General features: G+C 44.0%; 17 protein-coding genes, 1 tRNA gene and 9 pseudogenes. 13 read left to right on the top strand and 14 right to left on the bottom strand.

Annotation, left to right across the window (positions count from 1 at the left end; translation table 11 throughout):
• The 4 genes and pseudogenes from R1Y93_RS01740 to R1Y93_RS01755 all read left to right on the top strand — a co-directional run.
• Positions 1 to 325, top strand: a pseudogene (locus tag R1Y93_RS01740) (hypothetical protein); the annotation flags it as partial.
• Between the two features lie 75 nt (positions 326 to 400).
• Positions 401 to 727: a hypothetical protein gene (locus R1Y93_RS01745; protein WP_500821406.1), complete on the top strand. Its 327-nt coding sequence runs from the start codon at positions 401 to 403 to the stop codon at positions 725 to 727.
• A gap of 200 nt (positions 728 to 927) precedes the next feature.
• Positions 928 to 1,740: an Ig-like domain-containing protein gene (locus tag R1Y93_RS01750; RefSeq protein ID WP_500821407.1), complete on the top strand. Its 813-nt coding sequence runs from the start codon at positions 928 to 930 to the stop codon at positions 1,738 to 1,740.
• A gap of 55 nt (positions 1,741 to 1,795) precedes the next feature.
• A complete protein-coding gene (locus R1Y93_RS01755; protein WP_500821408.1) occupies positions 1,796 to 2,485 on the top strand; it encodes a hypothetical protein in 690 nt (229 codons plus the stop codon).
• Positions 2,486 to 2,658: 173 nt separating this feature from the next.
• On the opposite strand, the gene R1Y93_RS01760 is transcribed toward R1Y93_RS01755, so the two are convergent.
• The 3 genes and pseudogenes from R1Y93_RS01760 to R1Y93_RS01770 all read right to left on the bottom strand — a co-directional run bounded on the left by R1Y93_RS01760 (position 2,659) and on the right by R1Y93_RS01770 (position 5,312).
• Positions 2,659 to 3,207: an NADH peroxidase gene (locus R1Y93_RS01760; protein ID WP_158422301.1), complete on the bottom strand. Its 549-nt coding sequence runs from the start codon at positions 3,205 to 3,207 to the stop codon at positions 2,659 to 2,661.
• Between the two features lie 128 nt (positions 3,208 to 3,335).
• Positions 3,336 to 3,728: a Fur family transcriptional regulator gene (locus R1Y93_RS01765; RefSeq protein ID WP_158422300.1), complete on the bottom strand. Its 393-nt coding sequence runs from the start codon at positions 3,726 to 3,728 to the stop codon at positions 3,336 to 3,338.
• 218 nt (positions 3,729 to 3,946) lie between these two features.
• Positions 3,947 to 5,312, bottom strand: a pseudogene (locus R1Y93_RS01770) (NAD(P)/FAD-dependent oxidoreductase).
• Positions 5,313 to 5,591: 279 nt separating this feature from the next.
• Here R1Y93_RS01770 and metG point away from each other — a divergent pair.
• The 5 genes and pseudogenes from metG (at position 5,592) to R1Y93_RS01795 (ending at position 9,743) form a co-directional block, all read left to right on the top strand.
• Positions 5,592 to 7,547 carry a methionine--tRNA ligase gene (metG, locus tag R1Y93_RS01775; RefSeq protein ID WP_500821409.1) on the top strand — a complete coding sequence of 652 codons (1,956 nt, stop codon included), beginning with the start codon at positions 5,592 to 5,594 and terminating at the stop codon, positions 7,545 to 7,547.
• A gap of 2 nt (positions 7,548 to 7,549) precedes the next feature.
• A pseudogene (gene moaC, locus R1Y93_RS01780) lies at positions 7,550 to 8,054 on the top strand (cyclic pyranopterin monophosphate synthase MoaC).
• Positions 8,023 to 8,513: pseudogene (locus R1Y93_RS01785) on the top strand (MogA/MoaB family molybdenum cofactor biosynthesis protein). The pseudogenes moaC and R1Y93_RS01785 overlap by 32 nt, the downstream one beginning before the upstream one ends.
• A 1-nt stretch (position 8,514) precedes the next feature.
• A pseudogene (locus R1Y93_RS01790) lies at positions 8,515 to 8,977 on the top strand (MOSC domain-containing protein).
• A complete protein-coding gene (locus R1Y93_RS01795) occupies positions 8,967 to 9,743 on the top strand; it encodes a TatD family hydrolase (protein WP_500821410.1) in 777 nt (258 codons plus the stop codon). The pseudogene R1Y93_RS01790 and the gene R1Y93_RS01795 overlap by 11 nt, the downstream one beginning before the upstream one ends.
• 74 nt (positions 9,744 to 9,817) lie before the next feature.
• On the opposite strand, the gene R1Y93_RS01800 is transcribed toward R1Y93_RS01795, so the two are convergent.
• From R1Y93_RS01800 to R1Y93_RS01850, 11 genes and pseudogenes are all read right to left on the bottom strand, one after another.
• Positions 9,818 to 11,251, bottom strand: a complete 1,434-nt coding sequence (locus R1Y93_RS01800; RefSeq protein ID WP_500821411.1) for a CapA family protein — start codon at positions 11,249 to 11,251, stop codon at positions 9,818 to 9,820.
• Positions 11,252 to 11,348: 97 nt separating this feature from the next.
• On the bottom strand, positions 11,349 to 13,118 hold the full coding sequence (locus R1Y93_RS01805; RefSeq protein ID WP_500821412.1) for a DUF885 domain-containing protein: 1,770 nt from the start codon (positions 13,116 to 13,118) through the stop codon (positions 11,349 to 11,351).
• A gap of 421 nt (positions 13,119 to 13,539) precedes the next feature.
• Positions 13,540 to 14,159 (bottom strand): annotated as a pseudogene (locus R1Y93_RS01810) (V-type ATP synthase subunit D).
• 16 nt (positions 14,160 to 14,175) lie between these two features.
• Positions 14,176 to 15,559, bottom strand: a pseudogene (locus R1Y93_RS01815) (V-type ATP synthase subunit B).
• Between the two features lie 29 nt (positions 15,560 to 15,588).
• Complete coding sequence (locus R1Y93_RS01820) at positions 15,589 to 17,358, bottom strand: V-type ATP synthase subunit A (RefSeq protein WP_500821413.1); 1,770 nt, start codon at positions 17,356 to 17,358, stop codon at positions 15,589 to 15,591.
• A gap of 15 nt (positions 17,359 to 17,373) precedes the next feature.
• The gene (locus R1Y93_RS01825; protein ID WP_500821414.1) at positions 17,374 to 17,940 is read right to left on the bottom strand and encodes a V-type ATP synthase subunit E; all 567 of its coding nucleotides are present in this window, start codon (positions 17,938 to 17,940) and stop codon (positions 17,374 to 17,376) included.
• 14 nt (positions 17,941 to 17,954) lie between these two features.
• Positions 17,955 to 18,263, bottom strand: coding sequence for a V-type ATP synthase subunit F (locus R1Y93_RS01830; protein ID WP_500821415.1), 309 nt, complete (start codon positions 18,261 to 18,263; stop codon positions 17,955 to 17,957).
• Between the two features lies 1 nt (position 18,264).
• A complete protein-coding gene (locus R1Y93_RS01835; RefSeq protein ID WP_500821416.1) occupies positions 18,265 to 18,696 on the bottom strand; it encodes an ATP synthase subunit C in 432 nt (143 codons plus the stop codon).
• 90 nt (positions 18,697 to 18,786) lie between these two features.
• Positions 18,787 to 20,749 (bottom strand): annotated as a pseudogene (locus R1Y93_RS01840) (V-type ATP synthase subunit I).
• Between the two features lie 20 nt (positions 20,750 to 20,769).
• Positions 20,770 to 21,813, bottom strand: coding sequence for a V0D/AC39 family V-type ATPase subunit (locus R1Y93_RS01845; RefSeq protein WP_500821417.1), 1,044 nt, complete (start codon positions 21,811 to 21,813; stop codon positions 20,770 to 20,772).
• A 42-nt stretch (positions 21,814 to 21,855) separates the two neighbouring features.
• Positions 21,856 to 22,167 carry a hypothetical protein gene (locus R1Y93_RS01850; protein ID WP_500821418.1) on the bottom strand — a complete coding sequence of 104 codons (312 nt, stop codon included), beginning with the start codon at positions 22,165 to 22,167 and terminating at the stop codon, positions 21,856 to 21,858.
• A gap of 377 nt (positions 22,168 to 22,544) precedes the next feature.
• Here R1Y93_RS01850 and trmB point away from each other — a divergent pair.
• The 4 genes and pseudogenes from trmB to R1Y93_RS01870 form a co-directional block, all read left to right on the top strand.
• A pseudogene (trmB, locus tag R1Y93_RS01855) lies at positions 22,545 to 23,200 on the top strand (tRNA (guanosine(46)-N7)-methyltransferase TrmB).
• Between the two features lie 68 nt (positions 23,201 to 23,268).
• Positions 23,269 to 23,427 (top strand): hypothetical protein, encoded by a 159-nt coding sequence (locus tag R1Y93_RS01860; RefSeq protein WP_500821419.1) that lies wholly within the window; start codon positions 23,269 to 23,271, stop codon positions 23,425 to 23,427.
• 115 nt (positions 23,428 to 23,542) lie between these two features.
• Positions 23,543 to 23,615: transfer RNA gene (locus R1Y93_RS01865), tRNA-Lys, on the top strand.
• A 218-nt stretch (positions 23,616 to 23,833) separates the two neighbouring features.
• Positions 23,834 to 24,122, top strand: a 289-nt coding sequence (locus R1Y93_RS01870; RefSeq protein WP_500821421.1) for a hypothetical protein, incomplete at its 3' end; no start/stop codon positions are given.

Consider the following 24,122-nt stretch of genomic DNA (forward strand, 5'->3'; position numbering starts at 1 on the left):
TTTTCATGCGGATAGCGGCACCAATGATATTGAATGGATGCTGACTATGGAAAACGGAGATACGATTTCTCTTTGTACAAAGCTTACATTGGAAAAGCAGAAAGCCGGTTACTTATTATTTCGAGGATACCCCGGGATGGAAACAACCGATCAATTAAAGTCGCTTTTGGCTTCCATTGAGGAAGAGGTGCCGTCAGATACCACAGTATATCTTCATCTTCCGGCAGTGACTTATGATGGAGATATTGTTTTCGGAGATCATGTATGGGGGATCTATGGAAGCACCAGAAGAGGGCGCCCACTACTACCTTTACCGGAACCGTGAGTCTGAGAGGAATGAATGGAAATTATGCTGACATATCCGGTGTACATTTTGCTGGAAATTCAGGAACCGGTCTGAATGCGTATTGTCTGGTACTTCTTTCCCAGTGTAGCTTTGACGGATGGGGATACTGCAGCGCTTGCACAAAATGGGGCATGGGTCAATGCGATGGATTGTGATTTTACAAATAATATAACGGCATTGAAATTCAACAGCAGTTCTTCTTATGGTTCTGCTCCAAACTATTTAAATAATACGTTTACTGATAACGGAACGGCTGTCTGCATCGACAATCTGCCGGGAACAGAAGTGCTTGATTTTGCAGGAAGCATATTCTCAGGAAATGATACAGACATTGACAATAAAGCGGAGCATCCTGTAGATACAGCCCAGGCAGCTTTTTAATAATATGCACAGGAATAGTTTCCGGCAGGATTGCAAAGATGTGCAGCAAAATCAGGCCGCTGGTTCATGAGGCACCTCCTGCAAGAAGAATTACGATACTATGCAGTAGGGTAATTGTGCTTGAAAATGTTAATATTTATAATAAAAGTGAATGCCTGATTCAGGCAAAAAATATAGTATATCATTATGGGGGAAGAGAAATGAAGAGATTGAAAAAAATGTCAGCGATCCTGCTTCTTTGCATGCTGGTGAGTATGCTGGCCATGCCGGTTTCAGCCAAGGCAGCAGCGCTGAACAGGAAAAGCATTACCTTGAATGTAGGTAAAAGTTATAAGTTAAAGGCAAAGGGAATCAAAGGAAGAATCACCTGGACAAGCAGTAAAAAGAGTGTGGCAACGGTTTCTAAGGCCGGAGTTGTAAAGGCGAGAAAGAAGGGAACAGCTGTTATCACCGCCAAATACGGAAAGAAAAAACTTACATGCAAAGTAACAGTTAAACAGCCGGCGAAAGGTGTTAAATCATATTTTAAAACAGCAGACTTGAATATGTCTAACTTTTCACAGTATTTTGCCCCTGAAATCGTTAGGTCTTATGATAGTACATGGGGAGATCCCAGTGGTTACAGAATTTTCTGGAGAGCAAAGGATCTGAATGGATGGTACCTGTTTTCAACAAAAAATTTTGCAGTAGAGTACAATATTCAGATCAATTATAATACAGATGATGGTATGCAGACGCTGACCAGAACCACAGAGAACAGCAGTTTCCTGGGAGGCTATGAGTATGATCTTAGCAGTGCTGTGATTACTCCTAACCGTGTAAAAGGAACCTTAACTTTTATCAAGAAAAATGCGGTGACAAAAATCCGGTATCGTAATGATGAAACTCTGAAACGAAGACGTGTTTCAGACTGCAAGTTTATAAAAGAACTGGATGATTATATAATGAGAAATTACTATGAAATAGGATATGCTGTTATGAGTTTTGACACCATATTGCTGCCGTTTGAGTAATGGATAACATGCATACGATGAAGGGAAAAATAGAAATTGCAAGAGGAGACCAGTAATGAATAAAGAAAAGATAATGAGAAAAGGATTTATAAAGAAGGGGCTGTTTTTATGGATTGCCTGCTTTATGGTATCGCTGTGTTTTGCACCTGCACAGGCTAAGGCAGCAACAAGTGCAGCACCAAAAGTAGCAAAAAAGATCGTATATTACAGGTCCACCTGGACAGACGATAAAAAAGTAACAGTTAAAAATGTGGGAAAGGGTAAGATCATTTCCGTAAAGTCTTCCAACCCGGATGTGGTAGAGATTGACAGTTCAGGACGAGATGATTTTGAGTATATTCCTTATGAAAATGGAGTATCCAATATAACCATAAAGGTAAAAAAGAATAAAAAAGTTTACACTTTGAAAACTACCCTTATCGTAAAAGACGCAAAGCCTGTTCAGTATTTGAAGGTTGACGGAAAAAATATTTTTGATACAGATCGTCATGGCTTTTTTACAGTCAAAGATAAGAAAAGCAAACATAAGGTTTCCTGGAAATTAGCGAAGGGCTGGAAGCTGATATTTGCCAAATACAGTGATCAGGAGAACTGGATCTGGTATGACTCAGCCCGGTCTTTTAAAAATGGAAAATATGTACCCAACACAAAGAAAGGAAGCTGGCTTCAGATCCGTGTGAAGGATTCTAAAGGAGTAGAATACAAATTAGATATCCACTTTGGCGGAAACAGAAAATATTATTAGTTGTAACAATAAGGGTATATGAAGATTGGTAGGAATTAATTGAATTCCTTTTATGAAGTTACAAGAAGGTATGTGAATTAGTAAATGTGTTTTCGGCGCTATAAACAAGGGGCTGTCGCAAGTGCGGCAGCCCCTTGTAATAATCTGTATTCTATGCGAATTTCTGGAAGAAATTATTCTCCGAAGTATCTCTTAAGCAGACCAGCGAATGCTTTTCCGTGTCTAGCCTCGTCTTTAGCCATCTCATGAACAGTATCATGAATAGCATCCAGATTAGCTGCTTTCGCACGTTTCGCAAGGTCGAACTTACCAGCTGTAGCACCGTTCTCAGCCTCTACACGCATCTCAAGGTTCTTCTTGGTGCTGTCTGTAACAACTTCACCTAACAGCTCTGCAAACTTAGCAGCATGTTCTGCTTCTTCATAAGCTGCTTTCTCCCAGTACAGGCCGATCTCCGGATATCCCTCTCTGTGAGCTACCCTTGCCATTGCAAGATACATACCAACCTCAGAGCACTCACCCTGGAAGTTTGCTCTTAAGTCTGCAAGAATGTCTTCGCTCACGCCCTGAGCAACACCTACAACATGCTCAGCTGCCCATGTAAGGTTTCCTTCATCTTGCTTAGTGAACTTAGATGCTGGTGCTTTACACTGTGGACAGGCTTCTGGTGGATTCTCGCCTTCATAAACATAACCACATACACTACATACCCATTTTGCCATAATTCGTATCTCCTTTTCTATAATTTAATTATTTGATTTTTAATAATAGTAATTATTACTGTTTTAATATAACATGTAATTGCTGGACTGTCAAGTAAAACTTTTTGTTTGTTTTTAATAAGGAATAGTTACTCTTTTCCCTTGCAATCCTTGCAGATCCCGTAAAAACTGGCGTTATAATGAGTGATCTCACCGCCTGTAAAATGGATAGCCGCCTCTGCCATAAGCTTGTCAAAATGCTCCTCATCCATATCAAGGACCCTGCCGCATCTGGTGCACATAAAGTGACAGTGGGGATCGATCCGGGCGTCAAATCTGTCTGAACCGCCAAAGCTTGCAAGCTTCTGGATCTCTCCAATATCAGAAAGAAGAGAAAGATTGCGGTATACAGTTCCAAGGCTGATCTTTGGATATATAAGCTTTACATTCTCATATACAGTGTCAGCAGTAGGATGATCTGTACGTCCCCTCAGGAATTCTTTAATGGATTCTCGCTGGCGGCTGAATTTCATGGCTGCCATAAAACTAGCTCCTTTCTGATAATGATAACTGTTACTGAAATTAATATAACCTATTTTCTTCTGTATGTCAATAAGTAATTAACAGAATTTACGAATTTATTCGTTGTTGATGGCATGTACTATTTTGTTTATCTCAGTCGAGAAGACTCCCACCTCTTTCAGGTGGTGAGGAACAGCTCGACTTGAATATTGAATGTATGATTTGTTTGATCCGCTCTTTACTGTGTGATCTGTCTTGCCACGTATACACCGCTGGCAGAAGCATGGGAAAGAGAGTGTGTAACGCCGCTTCCGTCACCGATCACATACAGTCCTTTATATTTGGTTTCAAGATTTTCGTTGATGTCTACTTCCATGTTATAGAATTTAACTTCCACACCATAAAGCAGGGTATCATCATTGGCAGTACCCGGAGCGATCTTGTCAAGGGCATAGATCATCTCAATGATTCCATCCAGGATTCGCTTGGGAAGCACAAGGCTCAGATCTCCCGGGAGTAGCAGCCAGGGTTGGACGGACCATGCCCTCATCAATACGGCTGACAGTACTTCTGCGGCCACGGACAAGATCGCCAAAGCGCTGAACGATCACACCGCCGCCCAGCATATTGGAGAGACGGGCAATGCTTTCGCCATAGCCGTTACTGTCCTTGAAGGGCTGGGAAAAGTGCTTGGCAACAAGAAGTGCAAAATTTGTATTTTCCGTTTGCTTCTGAGGGTCTTCGTAGCTGTGGCCATTTACAGTGACAATTCCGTTTGTGTTCTCATTTACAACGATTCCATAGGGATTCATGCAGAAGGTACGTACATTATCTTCAAATTTTTCTGTGCGGTATACGATCTTGCTTTCGTACAGTTCATCTGTCAGGTGGGAGAAGATCACAGCGGGGATCTCTACACGCACACCGATATCTACACGGTTGGATTTGGTAGGAATATCCAGTTCTTTACATATTTTTTCCATCCATTTGCTGCCGCTGCGTCCTACTGAAACGATACACTTCTCACAGTCGTCATAGGAATCTCCATGATAGATACGGTAGCCTGTATCAAGAACTTCAATATGATCTACTGAGGTATCAAAAAAGAAATCTATTTTGTCATTCAGTTCATTGAACAGGTTTTCAAGAACAATATAATTGATATCTGTACCCAGGTGGCGGACGGAAGCGTCCAGAAGACGAAGCTTGTTCTGGATGCAAAGCTTTTTGAATTTCGTCTGCGCAGTGGAATACATTTTGGTTTTTTCTCCACCATGGGAAACATTGATGGAATCCACATATTCCATAAGGTCAATGGCCTGCTTTTTGCCGATATGTTCATACAGAGTGCCGCCAAAATCATTGGTAATATTATATTTTCCATCGGAAAAAGCGCCTGCACCGCCAAAACCACTCATAATGGCACAGGTTTTACATTTGATACAGCTTTTTACCTTATCTCCATCAATGGGACAGTGACGGCGGGAAAGAGGATGGCCTTCTTCAAAAACTGCGATTTTCAGATCAGGGTTTCGGTGGATCAGCTCATAAGCAGAAAAAATACCGCCAGGACCGGCACCAACAATAATCACATCATATTTCAATTTGCTCACACTCCTTATTTTTTTTAATAGCTTCAACCGTTTACCAATAGTATCCTGCAAGAAAAGACAGGTACCATTTCATGGTTTTATAACCTTATTTTATCCTATCATAATTTGGGTATTGGAACAAGCAACAGGCAGAAAATACGGCAAAACTGTGTTTACAAAAACGGCAAAGTGTGTTACGATGCATTCATAAAGAAGAAAACCCAAGGACTCGTCTTCTCAATGGTAGGTTGGGAAGGCGTTTTTTGTTGTAGAAAGAGGAGGAATCAAGAAATGGAAAAACAGAAGTATTATATTACAACAGCCATTGCGTACACATCCGGAAAACCTCATATCGGCAATACTTACGAGGCTGTTCTGGCAGATGCGATTGCCAGATACAAAAGACAGCAGGGGTATGATGTGTTTTTCCAGACCGGAACTGACGAGCATGGCCAGAAGATCGAGTTGAAGGCCGCTGAAGCAGGAGTTACACCTAAGGAATTTGTGGATAATGTTTCCGGTCAGATCAAAGAGATCTGGGATTTGATGAATACCTCTTATGACAAGTTCATCCGTACAACAGATGCTGATCATGAGAAGCAGGTACAGAAGATCTTTAAGAAAATGTATGCAAAGGGCGATATCTACAAAGGACATTATGAGGGAATGTACTGTACTCCATGTGAGTCATTCTTTACAGAATCCCAGCTGGTAGACGGTAAATGTCCGGATTGTGGAAGGCCTTGCGTTCCCGCAAAGGAAGAGGCATATTTCTTCAAAATGAGCAAATATGCAGACAAGCTTATCGATTACATTAATACACATCCGGATTTCATTCAGCCGGAATCCAGAAAGAACGAGATGATGAACAACTTCCTGCTTCCTGGACTTCAGGATCTTTGCGTTTCCAGAACCTCTTTTAAGTGGGGAATTCCGGTTGACTTTGATCCGAAACATGTTGTTTATGTATGGCTGGATGCACTGACAAACTATATTACCGGGATCGGCTATGACTGTGACGGCAACAGTACAGAGCAGTTTAATAAAATGTGGCCTGCAGACCTGCATCTGATCGGAAAGGATATTATCCGTTTCCATACTATTTACTGGCCGATCTTCCTGATGTCTCTGGATCTGCCGCTTCCAAAGCAGGTATTTGGACATCCATGGCTTTTGCAGGGCAATGGTAAAATGAGTAAATCAAAAGGCAATGTGATCTATGCAGACGAACTGGTAGATTTCTTCGGCGTGGATGCTGTCCGTTATTTTGTACTCCACGAGATGCCTTTTGACAATGATGGAGTGATCACCTGGGAACTGATGGTGGAGCGCCTCAATTCTGAACTGGCTAATACACTGGGCAATTTGGTCAATCGTACTATTTCCATGTCAAATAAGTATTTTGGCGGTGTTGTAGAGAATAAGGGAGTTGCAGAGCCAGTAGATGAGGATCTGAAATCCTTTATCCTGTCCATACCTGGAAAAGTAGATGCCAAAATGGATAAGCTTCGTGTAGCAGATGCTATTACTGAGGTGTTTACATTGTTCAAGAGATGTAACAAATATATTGATGAAACAATGCCCTGGGCGCTTGCAAAGGATGAGACAAAGCAGGATCGCCTGGCAACAGTTCTTTACAATCTGGTTGAAGGGATCTGTATGGGTGCTACACTGCTGCAGTCCTTTATGCCGGACACAGCAGCAAGGATCCTTGCCCAGTTAAATGCAAAAGAGCGTACACTGGAAGATCTTAAGACCTTTGGCTTGTATCCTTCAGGCAATAAAGTAACAGAAAAGCCGGAAATCCTTTTCGCACGTCTGGATCTGAAAGAGGTTATGGCAAAGGTAGAAGTGCTTCATCCATCCAAGCTGGAAGAGCCTGCAAAAGAAGAAGAGAAAGGCATTGATCTTGAGGCAAAGCCGGAGATCACCTTTGATGATTTTTCCAAGCTTCAGTTCCAGGTAGGGGAGATCATTGCCTGTGAAGCAGTGAAGAAATCCAAAAAGCTTCTGTGCTCTCAGGTAAAGATCGGCAGCCAGGTGCGTCAGATCGTGTCCGGTATCAAGGCGCATTATACACCGGAGCAGATGGTTGGGAAGAAGGTTATGGTTGTTACCAATCTGAAGCCGGCCAAGCTGGCAGGTATCTTAAGTGAGGGAATGATCCTTTGCGCTGAAGATGAGGAAGGCAAGCTTTCCCTTATGGTTCCTGAAAGAGAAATGCCTGCAGGAGCTGAGATCTGCTGATCATGGAAGGTAAATTAAGCCATTTTGATGAAAAAGGCAATGCGATCATGGTGGATGTGTCCGGAAAGGCCATTACTTGCCGCACTGCAGTTGCCACAGGATCTATCTTGGTTGGCAGGGAGATCCTGGAGGCGGTTACTGCTGGTACGGTGAAAAAAGGAGATGTGCTGGGTGTGGCACGGGTGGCAGGGATCATGGCGGTGAAAAGAACGTCAGAGCTGGTGCCTATGGTGCCATCCTCTACCTATACAGAAATGCAGCATTGATTATCAGATTGATGGTGAGGGAAGCCGGATCCAGGTTTTCTGTACAGTAAAGACAGAGGGCAGGACAGGTGTGGAAATGGAAGCACTTACCGGTGTACAGGTAACACTTCTTACCATCTATGATATGTGCAAAGCCATTGACAAGCATATGGTGATGACAGACATTCATCTTGTAGAGAAAAAGGGCGGTAAAAGCGGGGATTTTTATTATGAAGAGAGTAGCGATCATAACGTCCAGTGATGCTGGTTATGCAGGAGAGAGGGAAGACAAAAGCGGTCCTGCAATCAAAGAAATTGCAGAAAAAGAAGGATATCAGGTGGTATCTATGGATATTCTTCCAGATGACCGGGATATGCTGGCCAGACGTATGGCTCAGATTGCTGATGAAAACCTGGCAGAGCTGATCCTTACCACAGGCGGCACCGGATTTTCTGTAAGGGATGTGATGCCGGAAGCTACCGAAGATGTGATAGAACGCAGGGTACCGGGGATCCCTGAGGCGATTCGTGCATACAGTATGACCATTACCAAGAGGGCAATGCTCAGCCTGGGCTACAGCCGGGATATGCAGGCAGACATTGATCATTAATCTGCCGGGCAGCCCTGAAGGCTGTACGGGAAAGTCTGGAATATATTATTGGCGCTCTTGGGCATGGGATTGAGATCCTTACCGGAGAGACTGGGAATTGTGGAGGCTGACATGGGTAAAATACGGGCAATCTGTATCAGTGAAAAAAGGGGTACACAAAAACGCAGTATCCCTGAGGCTGAATTTATAGAGGACTGGGGAATCAAAGGAGATGCCCATGCCGGGAAATGGCACAGGCAGGTAAGCCTTTTATCCTATGATAAGATTCAGGCATTTCGTTCCAGAGGCGCAGAAGTAGAAGATGGTGCGTTTGGAGAAAATCTGGTAGTGGAAGGGTTTGACTTTGCCGCTCTTCCTATAGGTACCAGATTTTGCTGTAAAGATGTGGTGCTGGAGCTGACTCAGGTGGGGAAGGAGTGCCATCAGGGATGTGTTATTTTCCAGAAAATGGGAGATTGTATCATGCCAAAGAGAAGGTGTATTTACCCGTGTTTTGAAAGGCGGAACGATCCGTGTGGGAGATGATCTGAGGATCCAGGCAGAAGAAACAGGAGGCAGTACAGATGATCTTTGATACACATGCCCATTATGATGATGAAGCTTTTGATTCTGACAGGGAAGAACTTCTGGGCCAGATGGAGAAGCAGGGCGTAGGGCATATTGTGAATGTATGTGCTTCCATAGGACAGTTCCACTGTACAGTAGAGCTTACAGAGAAATATCCGTTCATATACGGGGCAGTAGGTGTGCATCCGGATGATGCAGACAAGATGACAGGGAATACATTGGATGAGATCACTCGGATTTCCAGGATGGACAAGATGGTAGCTATTGGCGAGATCGGCCTGGATTACTACTGGCACAAGGAAAGGGAAGAACACAGGAAACAGCAGGAAATGTTTCGTGCCCAGTTGGATATTGCCAGGCAGGAAAAGCTTCCGTTTATGATCCATAGCCGGGATGCAGCAGAGGATACACTGGAGATCATCCGGGAGTATATGAGAGGCGGTATGTATGGCGGCATCATCCACTGCTTTTCCTACAGTCCGGAGATAGCAGCAGAATACTTGAAAATGGGGCTGTATCTTGGAATCGGTGGTGTTGTTACATTCAAAAATGCCAAAAAACTGAAGGAAGTGGTAAGGCAGGCACCATTGGAGCAGATCCTTTTGGAAACGGACTGCCCGTATATGGCACCGGAGCCAAATCGCGGCAAAAGAAATTCTTCATTGAATCTGCCTTATGTGGCAGCTGCTGTTGCACAGCTGAAAGACACCACTCCTGAAGAAGTGATTACCATTACAGAAGCAAATGCCAAAAAGCTGTTGCTGAGAAAATAAAAATGAGCCATGTGCCCTTTGATCTGGGGTACATGGCTCTTGCTATGTGTGCCTAGCGACACATGTTTCCGTTATTACTGTTCTGAATCACCGCTATCACTGTCTGAATCACCATCGTTGCTGCCTTCATTATTTTCTGCTGAAGAAAGATTCTGGTAATACTGGCTGGACGTGATGGAATCCGTATCTGTCACCATATTTCCGGAGTCATCAAGCATATTGCCATCTGAATCGAAGGTAACATCCAAAAGTGTGGTCTTGGTGGACGGTGTCACGTTCATGGACATGATCTCATCATATTTTGTCTGAAGGTTCTCTAAGGTAAATTCATCCCCAATAATGTCCCGTACACTGTGTTTGGAAGCAAGCTCGTCAGTATAATCAGAAAGAAGATAGGGCTGATATTCGCCATCCTCATAGCTGTAATGCATGACAAGTGGGGTAAGTGCTCCGTCGCGGATCTTAACAGAAGTCTGCTCACCGGTAACGGTCTTCTCAATGGTAAAGCCTGCCATACCGCCAAGAAGCTGTTTCAGGGTCTCCTGACCGGATACAAAGTTGCCAAGGGAATAATAGATCAGCATATTGTGGCCTTCATCATCTGTAAGGTAACCATAAGGCTGCAATACATTGGGATGGGTGCCGATCACCACATCTACGCCCTGCTTCATCAGGAAATTGGCCCATTCCTTCTCGTATTCGGTAGGCATAGGCTCTTCTGTTTTGCCCCAGTTGGCAGAAAAGATCACACAATCTGCAGATGATTTCGCTGTTTTGATGGCATCAGCTACAGCCTGTGAATCAAAAGTATTCACCATACTTGTGTCCCCTGAATCTTCAGAAACCGCAGATGAGGGGAAAGTATAATCAAGAAAAGCGATCTTGATACCATTGATTTCAAGAATATTGGCCCCGCCATTATCGGCTGTGTCATGTATGCCTGAAACCAGTGTGTCCGGATGCTGGTTCTTCCAGTAATCCAAAGTCTGCGTAAGCATCGTTGAACCATTGTCATCGATCAGCTGTGTGGCAGAGGTGATCACATTAAAGCCGGCATTTACAAGGGCATCTCCGATCTCTGTAGGGGTAGCGTAAGGTGCTGTACCGCTAACAGAATCATGACTGTCTGTAAAGGGGGTCTCCTGATTGACCATGGCAATATCTGCATTCTGAAGTATGGTGGTAAAATTGGTATATACATGATCGTAGTTCCAGGCTCCGCTTTCGTATTTGCCGGAATTCAGAAGACTGGGCTGTACCAGGTTATCACCTACTGCGATCACGGAGGCTGTAGTCACTTCAGGCGCTGTTTCAGCTTCCTTTTGTTCCTGTTCTTTCTTGGCTTGGGCTTCTTTCTGGGCCTGCTGTGCAGGCTTGCGGATCATATTGTAGTCTATCTGGTTGAATATGAGGAATAAAACAGCCAGCACGCCGATGGATACATAGAAACTGATGCGTGAAATGCTCTTTTCCCTGAAATTCAATGGTACATTTTCGTTCTTTTTCATTGGACTGTCCTTTATTATCAATGATTTTATGTTAAATTTAATTATAGCAAATTCTTTTTTCTATGGAAAGCCATTTTAAAATTTTTTTAAATTTTTGTTACAGGTATTTTTTCAGTACAGGAAACGGAACCGGGCCGATCTGAAGAATCTGGGAATGGAACTGCTTCAGATCAAAAGCTTCTGGATTCTTTTTCTGGGCTTCGTCTTTCAGATCCAGAAAATTCAGGTATCCAACATAATATTTCAGGTAATTTCCAGGAGTTTCCGTAATATATTGGTAGATCTGGCTTACAGCAGATGCGTCTTGGATACCGAAATTCTTTAAAAAATCAGCGGTCTGTGCAGAAGACCAGCCCTGATAGTGGATCCCAATATCCACCAGGGAATAAAGGCATAGATTAATGCTGCGGTTCAGAGCTGCCAGACGGGTCAGGCTTTCGGCATCCTCATGGTTTATCAGTGCGGCTGCATACTGGTATGCATAGGATTCTACATAAGTGGCCCAGCCTTCCACATAGCCGCTGGAATCAAAAAGGGAACGCACAGGATCCGGATCAAGCTTGGAAAAATACTGTGTCTGATACAGGTGACCGGGAAAGCCTTCATGTGCCAGTGTAGTGAAAAGCTCCAACTGTGTGGTGGAAGCGGCCTGGTTGATATAGATCACATTAGGCTCTTTGGTGTCAATGGGAGGAGTGAGATAAAAGGCCGGGCTTAAGTATTTTTCCATGGATTTATGTACATAACGTATCTGATAGGATGTTTTGCCCAGGGAGGGGAAATCCTTTTGCATACAGTCCTGAAGAAAAATAAGTGCCTTCTGGGGCACCAGAGAGGGGAGATCGGTTCCCTTTGCATAGTCGGTAAGAAGTGATGGATGTATGGCAGCCAGAGCGGAAACTTCAGCAGAATCCTTCTGAAGCTGGGTAAGCAGCCGTTTACGGATTTGGGCGATCGGTTCATAGACCCCTGTCTGGCTTTTCAGAAGGTAACAGTAATAATCCGTTCCGCCAGGATAATGGGAAAGTCCGCAGCTTTCCCGGCCTGTGCCGCGAAATGCCTCTAAACCGTTTATAAGGGCCTGATAAGCCGGAATAACCTTGCGGATAAGGATTTGCTTATGCACCTGGCTTAAATGGCTTTTATCGGCATCTGAGAGCGTTTCAAGGGTATCCAGCTTCTGGACAAAGGCTGACAGCATGTAATTGGAATCCGGATCCTGGATAAAAGAGCGGCACTGTGCCTGGATCCGGTCAAGCATGGCATCACTCATAAACAGCCCTGTTTGGGATTTTTGCTTTTCATATTCCAGGATACTGTCAAAGTAAGAGGGGATATCCGCAAGAAGATTCAGATAGTCTGTAATATCCTGCTCTTGATGAAAGGCATATTCAGCAAGCAGAACAGGCAGCTGGGCCTGTATGCCAAGGCTTGGGCCTAGAGGCTCATCTAAATAAGGGGCTTCCAGGCCTTCCAGCTGCGTATGGAAATAAAGCAGCAGGGTATCCAGGGTTATATTGTTTTGTCTTGAAAGACGATGGGAGTCAAAGGCTTTCAGCTTATGGAGATAATCCTTGCAAAGCTTGCGGGTACTGTCTGTATCTGTATCCATTGTTCCAAGTGAAGCCTTTTGGCCGGAAATCCCAAAGGCTTCCGGATCGGCCAGTGTATAGTGAAGGGTAAGAGTATTTCCAGACACTTCGTTTTTAAACAGTTCTTTTGTAAAGGACTGAAATTTACTGTTTTCTGAAAAACCGTGGCCGGACAGGCAGCCGATCCCCATGCCAAGAAGGAAGATAAGAGAAAGAAACAGGGCAGTGAGAGCGTATCGGTGGCGTTTGGATAATTGGGATAGTCTGAAGCGCATAGATAGCCTTTCAAAACTGTTTTTACTATCCTATTGGCAGAGCAAAGGTTCTATGACAGGGGACAAATTGTCGGAAAAAAATATATTTTTGGCACATTGCACAAAGTTTGTCGAGAAATGTGGATTGTACGAAAATCGGTGCAAAAGTTTTCCACTTTTTAAACATGTCAAAAACCTTGAAAAATAAAGTTATGCACAAAATTATCCACATTGTCCACATGGATAGGATGTGGATGACTTGATTTACATAAAAATAGAAAAAACAAATGTTTTGGTTATATATCATAAAATTGTAAAAAATAAGAAAAAAATGGGAAAAACTATTGACAAAAGAAAAGAGACCGACACAGCATCCGAAAAGTGATTTTCAGTCAGCTGCGGCAGTCTCTTTCTGCATTTTCATATATCCGCCTGTTTAAGATCAGGCGCTTTGCTTCATACGTTTGATAACTTTCAGTCTTGTGAATTCCTCACGCTCTTTTTCTTCCAGTGCATTGGAAATATCCTTTGTCAATGCTTCAAATTTTGGAATTGTGATATTCTTCAGGGCATTGGCACGCTTCTGGGTCTTTTTGATGTTATTGGCAAGGCGGATCGCAGAATTTTCGATCATGGAAAGCTGTATGGACAGCTCTTTTACCCGTTCAAAGGCTGCCTTGGCCTGATCCAGGGACATTCGGGTGCTGTAGTAAGCGTAGGTAGGTGCATTTTTGTTTTTGTCATATTCTACCAGAGGGATCTCGGTACCCATAACGCTTCGTGTTTTGATGCGGATGGAATTTTCAATGGGCACAGTGTGGGAAACCTGTTCCACAAAGGCGATACCCATTTCCATGTTTGCCATTTGCAGGGCTGCATAAGCGGCACGGAAGGTTTCATCGATCTGAGTCTGAATGTCCTTAGCCTGATCCACCAGGTTCATCATCTCACGGATCAGGATATTTCTTTTTTTATCCATCAGTTCATAGCCCTGACGGAGAGGGCAAGGGAATTCTTTGCAAGGATCAGATTTCCTTTGGTGGGAAATGTATTTGGATCCATGAAATCACCTCACTTTTTATTTTGCAGTCTCGTGATAATATTTATCCAGGATCCTTGGTATCTACACGGTCCAGCTCTTCCTTAGGCAGCATTCCAAGAAGCTCCCAACCCTTATCCAGGGTCTGGATGATGGAGCGGTTTTCTGTATCAGTCTGTCCTACAAATTCACTTTCAAAAGCTTTACCGAATGCCAGATACTTCTTATCAATTGGCGAAAGCTCATCTTCACCGATAACAGAAGCAAGTGCTCTTGCATCTCCAACCTTTGCGTAGCAGGAAAACAGCTGATTTGCCACATCCTGATGGTCTTCTCTTGTAAAGCCTTCACCAATACCATCCTTCATCAGACGGGAAAGAGAGGGCAGTACATTGATCGGCGGATATACGGACTGGCCGTGAAGCTGACGGTCAAGAACGATCTGTCCTTCAGTGATATAACCGGTCAGGTCAGGGATGGGATGAGTGATATCATCATTTGGCATGGTCAGGATCGGGATCTGTGTAACAGAGCCTGTACCGCCACGGACAATACCGGCACGCTCATAAAGAGTAGCCAGCTCGCTGTACAGATATCCAGGATATCCTTTACGGGAGGGGATTTCTCCTTTGGAGGAGGAAACCTCACGCATTGCCTCACAGAAGGAAGTGATATCTGTAAGGATTACAAGGATATGCATTCCCTTTTCAAAGGCAAGATATTCTGCTGCTGTCAATGCGATCTTCGGGGTAAGCAGACGTTCCACTGTAGGATCGTTTGCAAGATTCAGGAACATAACTACATGGTCAGATGCACCGCTTTCTTCAAAGGTCCTGCGGAAAAACTCAGCTACATCATATTTAACGCCCATGGCTGCAAAAACAATGGCGAAGTTCTCGTCAGAGTCACCGCCAAGGGAAGCCTGACGCACGATCTGGGCTGCCAGCTTGTCATGGGGAAGTCCGTTGCCTGAGAAGATGGGAAGCTTCTGGCCGCGGATCAGTGTGGTAAGTCCGTCAATGGCAGAAATACCGGTGTTGATATAATTTCGTGGATATTCCCTTGTTACAGGGTTCAGCGGAAGTCCGTTAATGTTCAGGCTGACTTCCGGTGTGATATCACCCAGCCCGTCAATGGGCTGTCCGATACCATTAAAGGTACGTCCCAGGATCTCCGTGGAAAGCCCGATCTCCATAGGATGTCCGGAAAGGCTGGTATGTGTGTTGCTGAGGGACATTCCATCAGAGCCCTCAAACACCTGGATCACAGCCTTGTCTTCATAGATTTCAATAATACGGCCGATCTTTTCTTTTCCGTCATCCATACGGAATTTGACGATCTCCTCGTAGGAAGCGTTTTTAACGCCCTCCAGGACTACAAGAGGGCCGTTGATCTCGCTTAAGCCTAAATATTCTATTGCCATAAAAGCATTCCTCCTTATTGTCCTGTTTATCAGCCGTTGCGTTCCAGAACATTATTGTAGAAGCGGTCGATGTCTGTCATATAATCCTGGAACATTTCCGGTTTGTCATTAGGTACATCATATTTGATAGAAATGATTCTCTCAAAAATATTGTCTTCTTTTAAGACGGAAACAGGCATGCCCTTGTTTACCAGAGAACGGCATTTCTCATAGAGATACAGGATGGTTTCCATCATAAGGAACTGCTTTTCCATTGGGACACATGTATCTTCCTGATGGAATGCATTCTGCTGCAGGAATCCAAGACGGATCACCCTTGCGATTTCCAGGGTAAGCTTCTGGTCATCCGGCAGGACATCACTTCCGATCAGCTTTACGATCTCCATCAGGGAGCTTTCCTGGTTCAGGATCGCCATCAGCTGATTACGGTCAGATACAAATTTGGGGGAAACATGCTCTCTGTACCAGGGAGACAGATCCTCCAGGTATTCACTGTAGCTGGTAAGCCAGTGGATAGCCGGGAAATGACGGGCATAGGCCAGGGATTTATCCAGTCCCCAGAAGCAGCGGACGAAACGCTTGGTATTCTGGGTAACAGGCTCTGAGAAGTCGCCGCCCTGTGGGGATACGGCTCCGATAATGGAAACAGAGCCTTCGGTTCCGTTCAGATTCTGCATCATGCCGGCTCTTTCATAAAAAGCGGAAAGCTTGGAAGCCAGGTAAGCCGGGAAGCCTTCCTCGGCAGGCATTTCCTCCAGACGTCCGGACAGCTCACGAAGTGCCTCAGCCCAACGGGAAGTGGAGTCAGCCATAATAGCTACGTCATAGCCCATATCACGGTAATATTCCGCAAGGGTAACACCTGTATAGATAGATGCCTCACGGGCTGCTACAGGCATATTGGAAGTATTGGCGATCAGTGTGGTACGATCCAGCATCAGATTGCCGGACTTAGGGTCAACCAGTTTGGAGAAATCCTCCAGAACCTGGGTCATCTCGTTTCCACGCTCGCCACAGCCGATGTAGATAATGATATCTGCATCGGACCATTTGGCGATCTGGTGCTGTGTCATGGTTTTTCCTGTACCGAAACCGCCTGGGATGGCAGCTGTACCGCCCTTTGCGATAGGGAACAAAGTATCCAGGATACGCTGTCCGGTTACAAGAGGAACGCTTGCAGGAAAACGCTTGTAAGTAGGTCTTGGGATACGAATAGGCCATTTCTGTGCCAGGGCAATATCCTTTTCGCTTCCGTCAGCAAGGCGGACTGTTACGATTGGTTCAAGGATATTGTAAGCTCCGTCAGGTACTGCCTTGATAACTGTGGCAGTTCCCATATCTGGCGGAACCATGGATTTATGAAGGATAGAAGGGGTTTCCTGGGTCTGTGCAATGATGGTGCCAGGAGTTACCACATCACCTTCTTTTACGGTTACATGTACATCCCATTTTTTCTTAGTGTCAAGAGAATCAACACTTACACCTCTGGAAATATATTTACCGGAGGATTTTGCAATTTCTTCCAGCGGACGCTGGATACCGTCAAAAATATTATGGATAATACCAGGCCCCAGAAGCACGGAGATCGCATCTCCTGTACCGGTAACAGTTTCGCCTGGCTTCAGTCCTGTAGTCTCCTCGAATACCTGTACAGTGGTCATGCCTTTTTTCAGGCCAATGACCTCACCTACCAGATGCTCAGGTCCTACATAGACCATTTCGGAAATTTTAAAGCCTGGATCACCTTTTAAGTAAATGACCGGGCCATTGATCCCATAAATCGTGCCTGTTCTGCTCATGCTTTCGGCCCTCCGTCAAAACTGAATTCTTTTCGCAGTGTATGCAATGATTCCATAAAAGAATTGTCGATCAGGATATTCTTGCTTGGAATGGTTGCACGGATCCCACCGATAAAAGGCTCTTTGGACGATCTGTACCGGGAATCCGGTACGTGCCATCATGGAATGCTTCAGGCCTTCGTCTTCAGGGGAAAGGAATATAAATAGTTCATCGTCTTTTGCAAAATCAACAGCTTCTTTGATCTTGCGTACAAGGTAATCCTCGTATTCAGTAGTGGACATGAACTGGGTAAGACGTTCTTTAACCTCTACGAAAAGCTCGTCCTTCAGTTCATTTTCCCTGGCAGTCAGATTTCGTTTCAGTGTAAGCTGCTGTGCGGAAAGTGCTTTGTTTACTTCCCGTTTTGCATTTTCTGTTTCAGCCTTGATCTGAGCCTGGGCATCCTGCTGTCTGGTTTGTTTATGATCAGAAAACATTTTCGCCAGATGCTTCTTGTGTTCTTCCAGGGCCTGGTTTGCAGAGCCGGAAGCTTCTTCTACAGAAACATCATAGAAATGCTGCAGTTTTTCTTCGATTGTCATTGGGTGCCTCCTTGTTACAATTTCAGTCCGATTGCCTCATTTACATATGAGGTAATGAAATCCGGTTTGCGGCCAGTACCATGCCTGTCAGGGATTTCGATGATAAGGGGCGTTTTGTGGTTCAGCTTTACATCATCAATGATGGCGGGAAATTCCCTGCCGAACTTTTCAGTCAGCAGGATGATCCCGATCTCTTTATTGGAAATGGCTTGTTCAAGCGCATCCTTCAGCTCAACCCGTTCATGGACAACGACGCCCTCCACACCTGCCAGTCTCATCCCTGTATAGGTGTCAATATTGTCGCTGATTAAGAACATTTTCATATTATAATTTACCGATGATCATGAAGGAGATGATCAGTCCGTAAAGGGCAACACCTTCTGCAAGACCTACGAAGATCAGGGATTTACCAAGAATGCTCTGGTCTTCACTGATAGCGCCAAGGGCTGCACTTGCCGCACTGGCTACGGCAATACCACCACCGATACAGGAAAGACCTGTAACAAGTGCTGCTGCGATGTATCCAAGTCCGGTTGCAAGACCTGCGTCAGAACCGGTAGCTGCCTGTACGGATGCACTGCCTGCAAACATAACAGCTGCTGCGATCAGCATGGTGCCAAAGAAGAAGAATGCATTTACACCGATAGCTGTTTTGTAACGGCCGCGGCTTTTTTCGCCCACAAGATAATAACCAAAGGGAATAATGATACTTAATACAAGTGCTGCTGCTAATACGATCTGAATCATAGCTGTCATAATAATGTTCTCCTTTCAATTGCCCTGAAATGAAAGTTTTTTATAGATGTAGTCAGGGCCTTTCGTTAAAATATTTTTAATTTATTATTTTCACTGCTTCCTGGAACCAAAAGGAACGAACTGCCTTCCGGTACCTTTGTAGAAGCGGCTGAAAATCTCATAATACTCCAGACGAAGAACCTGGATACCAACGATCAGTCCTTCCAGTCCACAGACAAACAGGTTGCCAAGAACAACAACTACCCAGTTAGGGGAACCGCTTTCTGCACCTGCCAGCATCAGTACAACCTCCATCATGGCTGCATGGCTTACTGCGAAAGCTCCAATACGCACAAAGGAAAGTGTATTGGAGAAGTAGCTTAAAAGGACTTCAAACATTTCAAATAATCCCTGTGTGATAAACATGCCTGCACCGCCTTCGATCAGGTGTGGTTTCTTGTTGACCAGGTTTGTAAGAGGCTCTTTCAGGAACATGATAATAAGAGGCAGTACAAACATGATCAGAAGAAGGGCTGTGGCAGGAAGGCTTTTACCGGATACGAACAGTGCGATTACAAGAACTGCTGAACCATAGAACACAAGACCTGCAACAGAGTTTGTATCAAACCAGGTTTTTTCGATGTCGTGGGACTTTACAGAGTTGATGATATTAAAGATCATACATAACAGGATCAGTCCCATACCAAAGCCGATGGCTACAATAAATACAGTATTCAGTTTTCCAATAAACGGTACGTTCATCATGGCATTCATTGGGCGCAGCCATATAGGCTTCAGGATATCCTCAAATCCAAAGAAGCTGCCGAACATAAATCCGAAGAAAGTAGAAAAGACGCCTGCACAGCTTATGATACCTGCAAGGTCAATATGCTTGATCTTGTAGAGAAGCAGTCCGCCGATAAAAAGCAGAAGTCCCTGTCCTGCATCTCCGAACATAGCACCAAAGATAAAGGAATAGGTAATTGCCACAAACCAGGTAGGATCCATTTCTCCATAGGCCGGAAGTCCATACATCTTAATGTACATTTCAAAGGGCTTGAAAAGCTTTGGATTTTTTAATTTGGTAGGCGGCTGTTTCTTAATGTTCAATTCATCATCGTCTACCAGACAGAAGATATTGGAATCATTCTTAATGTCATTCTGGAATTTTCTGGTATTTGCTTCTGTCATCCATCCACATAAAATATAGAAGGTATTGGCATTTTCTGAATCATTTGCCTGGTCTTTGCTGCTTCCGTTTGGCAGGCAGGCAGCCAGCTTGCGGACATCGAAGTTCCTGGAAAGCTGGGAAAGAGTCTGATACGCAGAAACAATATCAGAAGCCTTATCCTTTAAAAGCTTCTTCATCTGGTCATTAGCATCAGCCAGGTCAGCTTCATTTTTGTGAATGGCTTTATCCAGGGCATCGTAAGCTTCTTTTGCTGTACCCTGATATTGATCCGGGATAAAGACTTTTTCAAAATGCATGGCAGCATAAGCTGCATGGATCTTGGCAGCCTCGCATTCCGGAACAAAGTAGATGCCCCAGAAATACTGGTCGTCTTCGTTGCATTTGATAAAAATCGTATCCAAATTTTCATAAATATACTTTTTGAATTTGTAGAAATACTCTTTTTCAATACGTCCGAAACGATAGTGGATATGACGGGAAATTCAGGATAGAAGAAACATCAAATTCCACATTTCGGAAGGGGGCGATGATCCGCATGGATTCAGTCAGGGATGTACGCTGTTCCTCCAGCTGGCATTTCCTGTCTGCGATCCTGTCAGATTCGCTTTTCAGGCCGGAAACAATATCCAGAGCCTGCTCAATGGTCAGATCCTTTTCCGGGATCTGTTCAGGAGTATCCAGTTCCTCATAAAAGCTGCTGATGGCTGACAGCATATCTTTATAAGGATTGATTTCCAGAAACGGAGTAAGATGACGGACAGTGGTCAGCTCAGAAAGAGCATTTTCCAGGTGAATCTCATATTTACTGAGATACCGGTTTACCACTCTGTCAATATCCGCTTTTGGCCCGGTGATACTCACAAATTTCATTTTTTCAATCACTATGTTGTCCTCCGGGTTCTTTAATTGTTGCGAATATAACGCATAGCTTCCTCCTGGCCTACTTTGTAACGTACACATTCAAGAGCAATGGTCAGGCGGTTTACTTCGTGTTCTTTATGATATAAGTAAGAATAGATCACTGCTACAGAATAAGGATCCTTCCGTGATTCTTTTTCAAGAACAGTACGGAGAATGTAATTGTAGAATTCCTCCAGGTTGACTGGTGTGATCTGAGGATATTTCCGTCCGTAATATGTGCGATTCATAACAGCCACAAACTCATCATGGCCGGAAGCCTCTACAAGGGCGGTAATCTCTTCTTTCTTTAATTTATAATTCATAGGGATCAGCAGGCTGTATATAGCGGCAGGATCCATATGGTAATAGCGTTTGGAACGCTGGATAAATTCCAGGTTCAGCATATCAAATTTTTCACCGTAGGCTTTTGTTATTTCCTCCAGGTCATCCCCTTTGAAAAGCTTTTTCCGAAGGTTCCAGATCTGGGTGAAATAGTAAAGATCCAGTGCCATCCCGTAATCAAAAAGAAGACCGTTGCCGTGTTCCATTACCCTGGAAAGAGGTCCGTAAAATTCATTACCCTTCAGGGCATTTACAAACTCTTCCATATTTGTGGCGGCGGCTAGACGATCCAGATCTAATTTGGAATGATGAAGGAAAAAGTCACGGTAAGGACTAAGGTCTACAGGGTCTGTATTTCTGTGGTCAAAAAGGTTGGCCATGATCGCCTTTAAAACAAGGATCTCATATCTTTTTGAATATAAAGACAGAAAACGTCGCTGTTCCTTGTTTGCAAAGTGGTAAATTTTGGAAAAATTTCGGAAGATCGACTGCTTCAGAAGCTTTTCAATCTGTCCTCTGTGCAGGTCGTTCTCATCAAGGTTGGCCCATGCCCGGGAATATTCCGGTTTTCTTTTTAAATATGCCACTATCTGAGGTACATTCGGAAGCTGTACGATTTCTGAAAGCTCTTCCTCGGTCATAAGCTTGCTTTGCAGAGCCCTTATTTTGGTAGAAAGTCCGCTATAGGAAAAAACACTTCCCAATTCAATTCACTTCCTTTCTTTTGAAATCTTCATTCATCTGAATTAAGCTGTAATAATTTTTTTGAAAAGTTCTTCGGAAATACGCTGGTGATTTTCTTTATAGAAAGAATCCAGATGCACCAGATGCTGTTCTGTGTCTTCCTTTAATGCTGCCAGGCGTGAATCCTTTTCTTTTTCCAGTTCATTACGTATATCTCGGATTTTTGCGTCGGTTTCTTTTTCCAGAACGGCATCAAACTCTTTACATTGTCTCTCCGTCTCTTCGGAAAGTGCCCGCTTTTTCCTCTCCGCATCTTTCAGAAGCTCATCTGCGGTGATTTCGATTTCCGACAGCTTTCTTAAAATTTGTTCCATCGGCATCCTCCTCCATAAAATTTCCATATATCATACACCTAAAATCTGAGAAAAACTATTTCACAAATGGTCAAAATTGATTGTGAAACAGAAATCCAATTTGTGATTTTTGTCTATGGAATGGATAGTTTCAGTATAGTCATAAGACCAAATTTTTTCAAGGGTCAGTATAATTGGCAGCTACAAAAATGTAAAAAGTATATTTGATATGCCTGTAATATAAAAAAAGTATCAGTGAAACAATGTAGTTGCGGCAATGCCGGAAAGCATGTATGATATGGAAAGAATCCGGATTGCCGGGAAGTGGCGGCCGGGGGAAAAGAAAATAAAGATGGTAAAAGAATAAGAAAAATAAAGAGAAAGAGGAAAATGAAAGTATGAGACTGAGGAATATCCCTGGCGCAAAAGAAGCAATCCAGGAAAGCAAGTATGTGGTGCATCAGCCCCAGCAGCAGAAAGGCCGGTGGAAGCAGGCGTTTGCGTCAGAGCAGCCGATTCATATAGAAGTGGGGATGGGGAAAGGCCGTTTTTTGATGGATATGGCACGGCTGCATCCGGAGATCAATTATGTAGGGATCGAGATGTATGACAGCGTGCTGCTGCGTGCTCTGCAAAAAAGAGAAGAACTTGAGAATAATGGAGAGACATTATCCAATCTTTTGTTTATGTGTGTGGATGCCAGTAATCTGCCGGATATCTTTGAAAAAGAGGAGGTTTCACGGATTTATCTGAATTTTTCAGATCCGTGGCCCAAGGCAAGACATTGGAAACGCCGTCTCACATCCAGAGAGCTTCTGGCCAGGTATTGACCAGATCCTGAAAAAAGACGGGACCCTGGAATTTAAGACAGATAACCGTCCTTTATTTGATTTTTCCCCTGGAGGAAGTGCAGGAAGCAGGCTGGAAGCTTCTTGCCCACTCCTTTGATCTTCATCATGATGAGGAGATGGTGAAGGGAAATGTTATGACAGAATATGAAGAGAAGTTTTCCAAGGTGGGTAATGCTATCTGTAAAATGGTGATCAGCAGATAAGACCCAAAGGACAGAACGTATTTTGCTCCGGGGCATATTATATATAGAAAGAATGCCCAGGAGCAGATATGAAGTCCAGAAATCGTCTGAAACAGTCCATCAGTCAGTTCAGCTACAAGCATAAGAAGCTGGACAGTCACATGAATAAGGTGAGGCGATCCACAGAGGAATTAACAAATATGCTGGAGCATATGGGTGGAAAAAAAGCAGAAAAAAAGAAAAATTAAAAAAAATAAAAAAATTATAAAAATTCCCTTGACTTTTTCTGTCGGCTCATGTACAATATCCCTTGCGTTGAACAAATGGAGTTCTGAGAGAAAACAGAATTACCAAAGACGCTATGCGCTTTTAGCTCAGCTGGTAGAGCACCTGACTCTTAATCAGGGTGTCCAGGGTTCGAGCCCCTGAAGGCGCATTGAAAGCACTGTTTTTGCGGACAAAGTGATTGCCGCGGGGATGGTGTTTTTTTATGTACTAGGAAATTCCGTTGGAATTTCCTAGTACATAAAAAAGCCCTACCGGGCAGGATCGCACTGCGGCGGAAGGGTAGATGTCGCTTAAGGCGACCCGCCGCAGGCGGAGAATCCTGCTTTGCAGGATTCTTTCTTGTAAAAACGAGGGAGGAAGAGGATTATGAAAGCAATGAAGAAAGGACTGGCCGGCATAGTTCTGATGCTGGTATTGCTTATGCTGGTTCCGGTAACAGCAAAGGCAGACGGGGCAGCACCAGTGTGCGCCAAAAGGCAGACCATGGAGATCTATATCTGCCGTCCCCTGAGAAGTATGGGGATGACAGGTGCAGAAGGGTGGATCTATATTGGAAACTTGGAAAAGGATGCAGAAGTCTATCAGGTAAGATCTTCAAACAGCAATTTTCAGGCCAGAAAGAAAAGGGGATCAATGGAATTTATGTGGAAAGATT

This window comes from Blautia sp. HA3515 (assembly GCF_059933065.1).

What these genes read in the sequence shown, in the direction of transcription:
- R1Y93_RS01850 (WP_500821418.1), bottom strand. Translation starts at nt 22,167, where the DNA reads ATGGAACAAATTTTAAGAAAGCTGTCGGAAATCGAAATCACCGCAGAT.
- R1Y93_RS01750 (WP_500821407.1), top strand. Translation starts at nt 928, where the DNA reads ATGAAGAGATTGAAAAAAATGTCAGCGATCCTGCTTCTTTGCATGCTG.
- R1Y93_RS01825 (WP_500821414.1), bottom strand. Translation starts at nt 17,940, where the DNA reads ATGACAATCGAAGAAAAACTGCAGCATTTCTATGATGTTTCTGTAGAA.
- R1Y93_RS01765 (WP_158422300.1), bottom strand. Translation starts at nt 3,728, where the DNA reads ATGGCAGCCATGAAATTCAGCCGCCAGCGAGAATCCATTAAAGAATTC.
- R1Y93_RS01795 (WP_500821410.1), top strand. Translation starts at nt 8,967, where the DNA reads ATGATCTTTGATACACATGCCCATTATGATGATGAAGCTTTTGATTCT.
- R1Y93_RS01800 (WP_500821411.1), bottom strand. Translation starts at nt 11,251, where the DNA reads ATGAAAAAGAACGAAAATGTACCATTGAATTTCAGGGAAAAGAGCATT.
- R1Y93_RS01860 (WP_500821419.1), top strand. Translation starts at nt 23,269, where the DNA reads ATGAAGTCCAGAAATCGTCTGAAACAGTCCATCAGTCAGTTCAGCTAC.
- R1Y93_RS01830 (WP_500821415.1), bottom strand. Translation starts at nt 18,263, where the DNA reads ATGAAAATGTTCTTAATCAGCGACAATATTGACACCTATACAGGGATG.
- R1Y93_RS01820 (WP_500821413.1), bottom strand. Translation starts at nt 17,358, where the DNA reads ATGAGCAGAACAGGCACGATTTATGGGATCAATGGCCCGGTCATTTAC.
- R1Y93_RS01760 (WP_158422301.1), bottom strand. Translation starts at nt 3,207, where the DNA reads ATGGCAAAATGGGTATGTAGTGTATGTGGTTATGTTTATGAAGGCGAG.
- metG (WP_500821409.1), top strand. Translation starts at nt 5,592, where the DNA reads ATGGAAAAACAGAAGTATTATATTACAACAGCCATTGCGTACACATCC.
- R1Y93_RS01805 (WP_500821412.1), bottom strand. Translation starts at nt 13,118, where the DNA reads ATGCGCTTCAGACTATCCCAATTATCCAAACGCCACCGATACGCTCTC.
- R1Y93_RS01755 (WP_500821408.1), top strand. Translation starts at nt 1,796, where the DNA reads ATGAATAAAGAAAAGATAATGAGAAAAGGATTTATAAAGAAGGGGCTG.
- R1Y93_RS01745 (WP_500821406.1), top strand. Translation starts at nt 401, where the DNA reads ATGCGTATTGTCTGGTACTTCTTTCCCAGTGTAGCTTTGACGGATGGG.
- R1Y93_RS01835 (WP_500821416.1), bottom strand. Translation starts at nt 18,696, where the DNA reads ATGACAGCTATGATTCAGATCGTATTAGCAGCAGCACTTGTATTAAGT.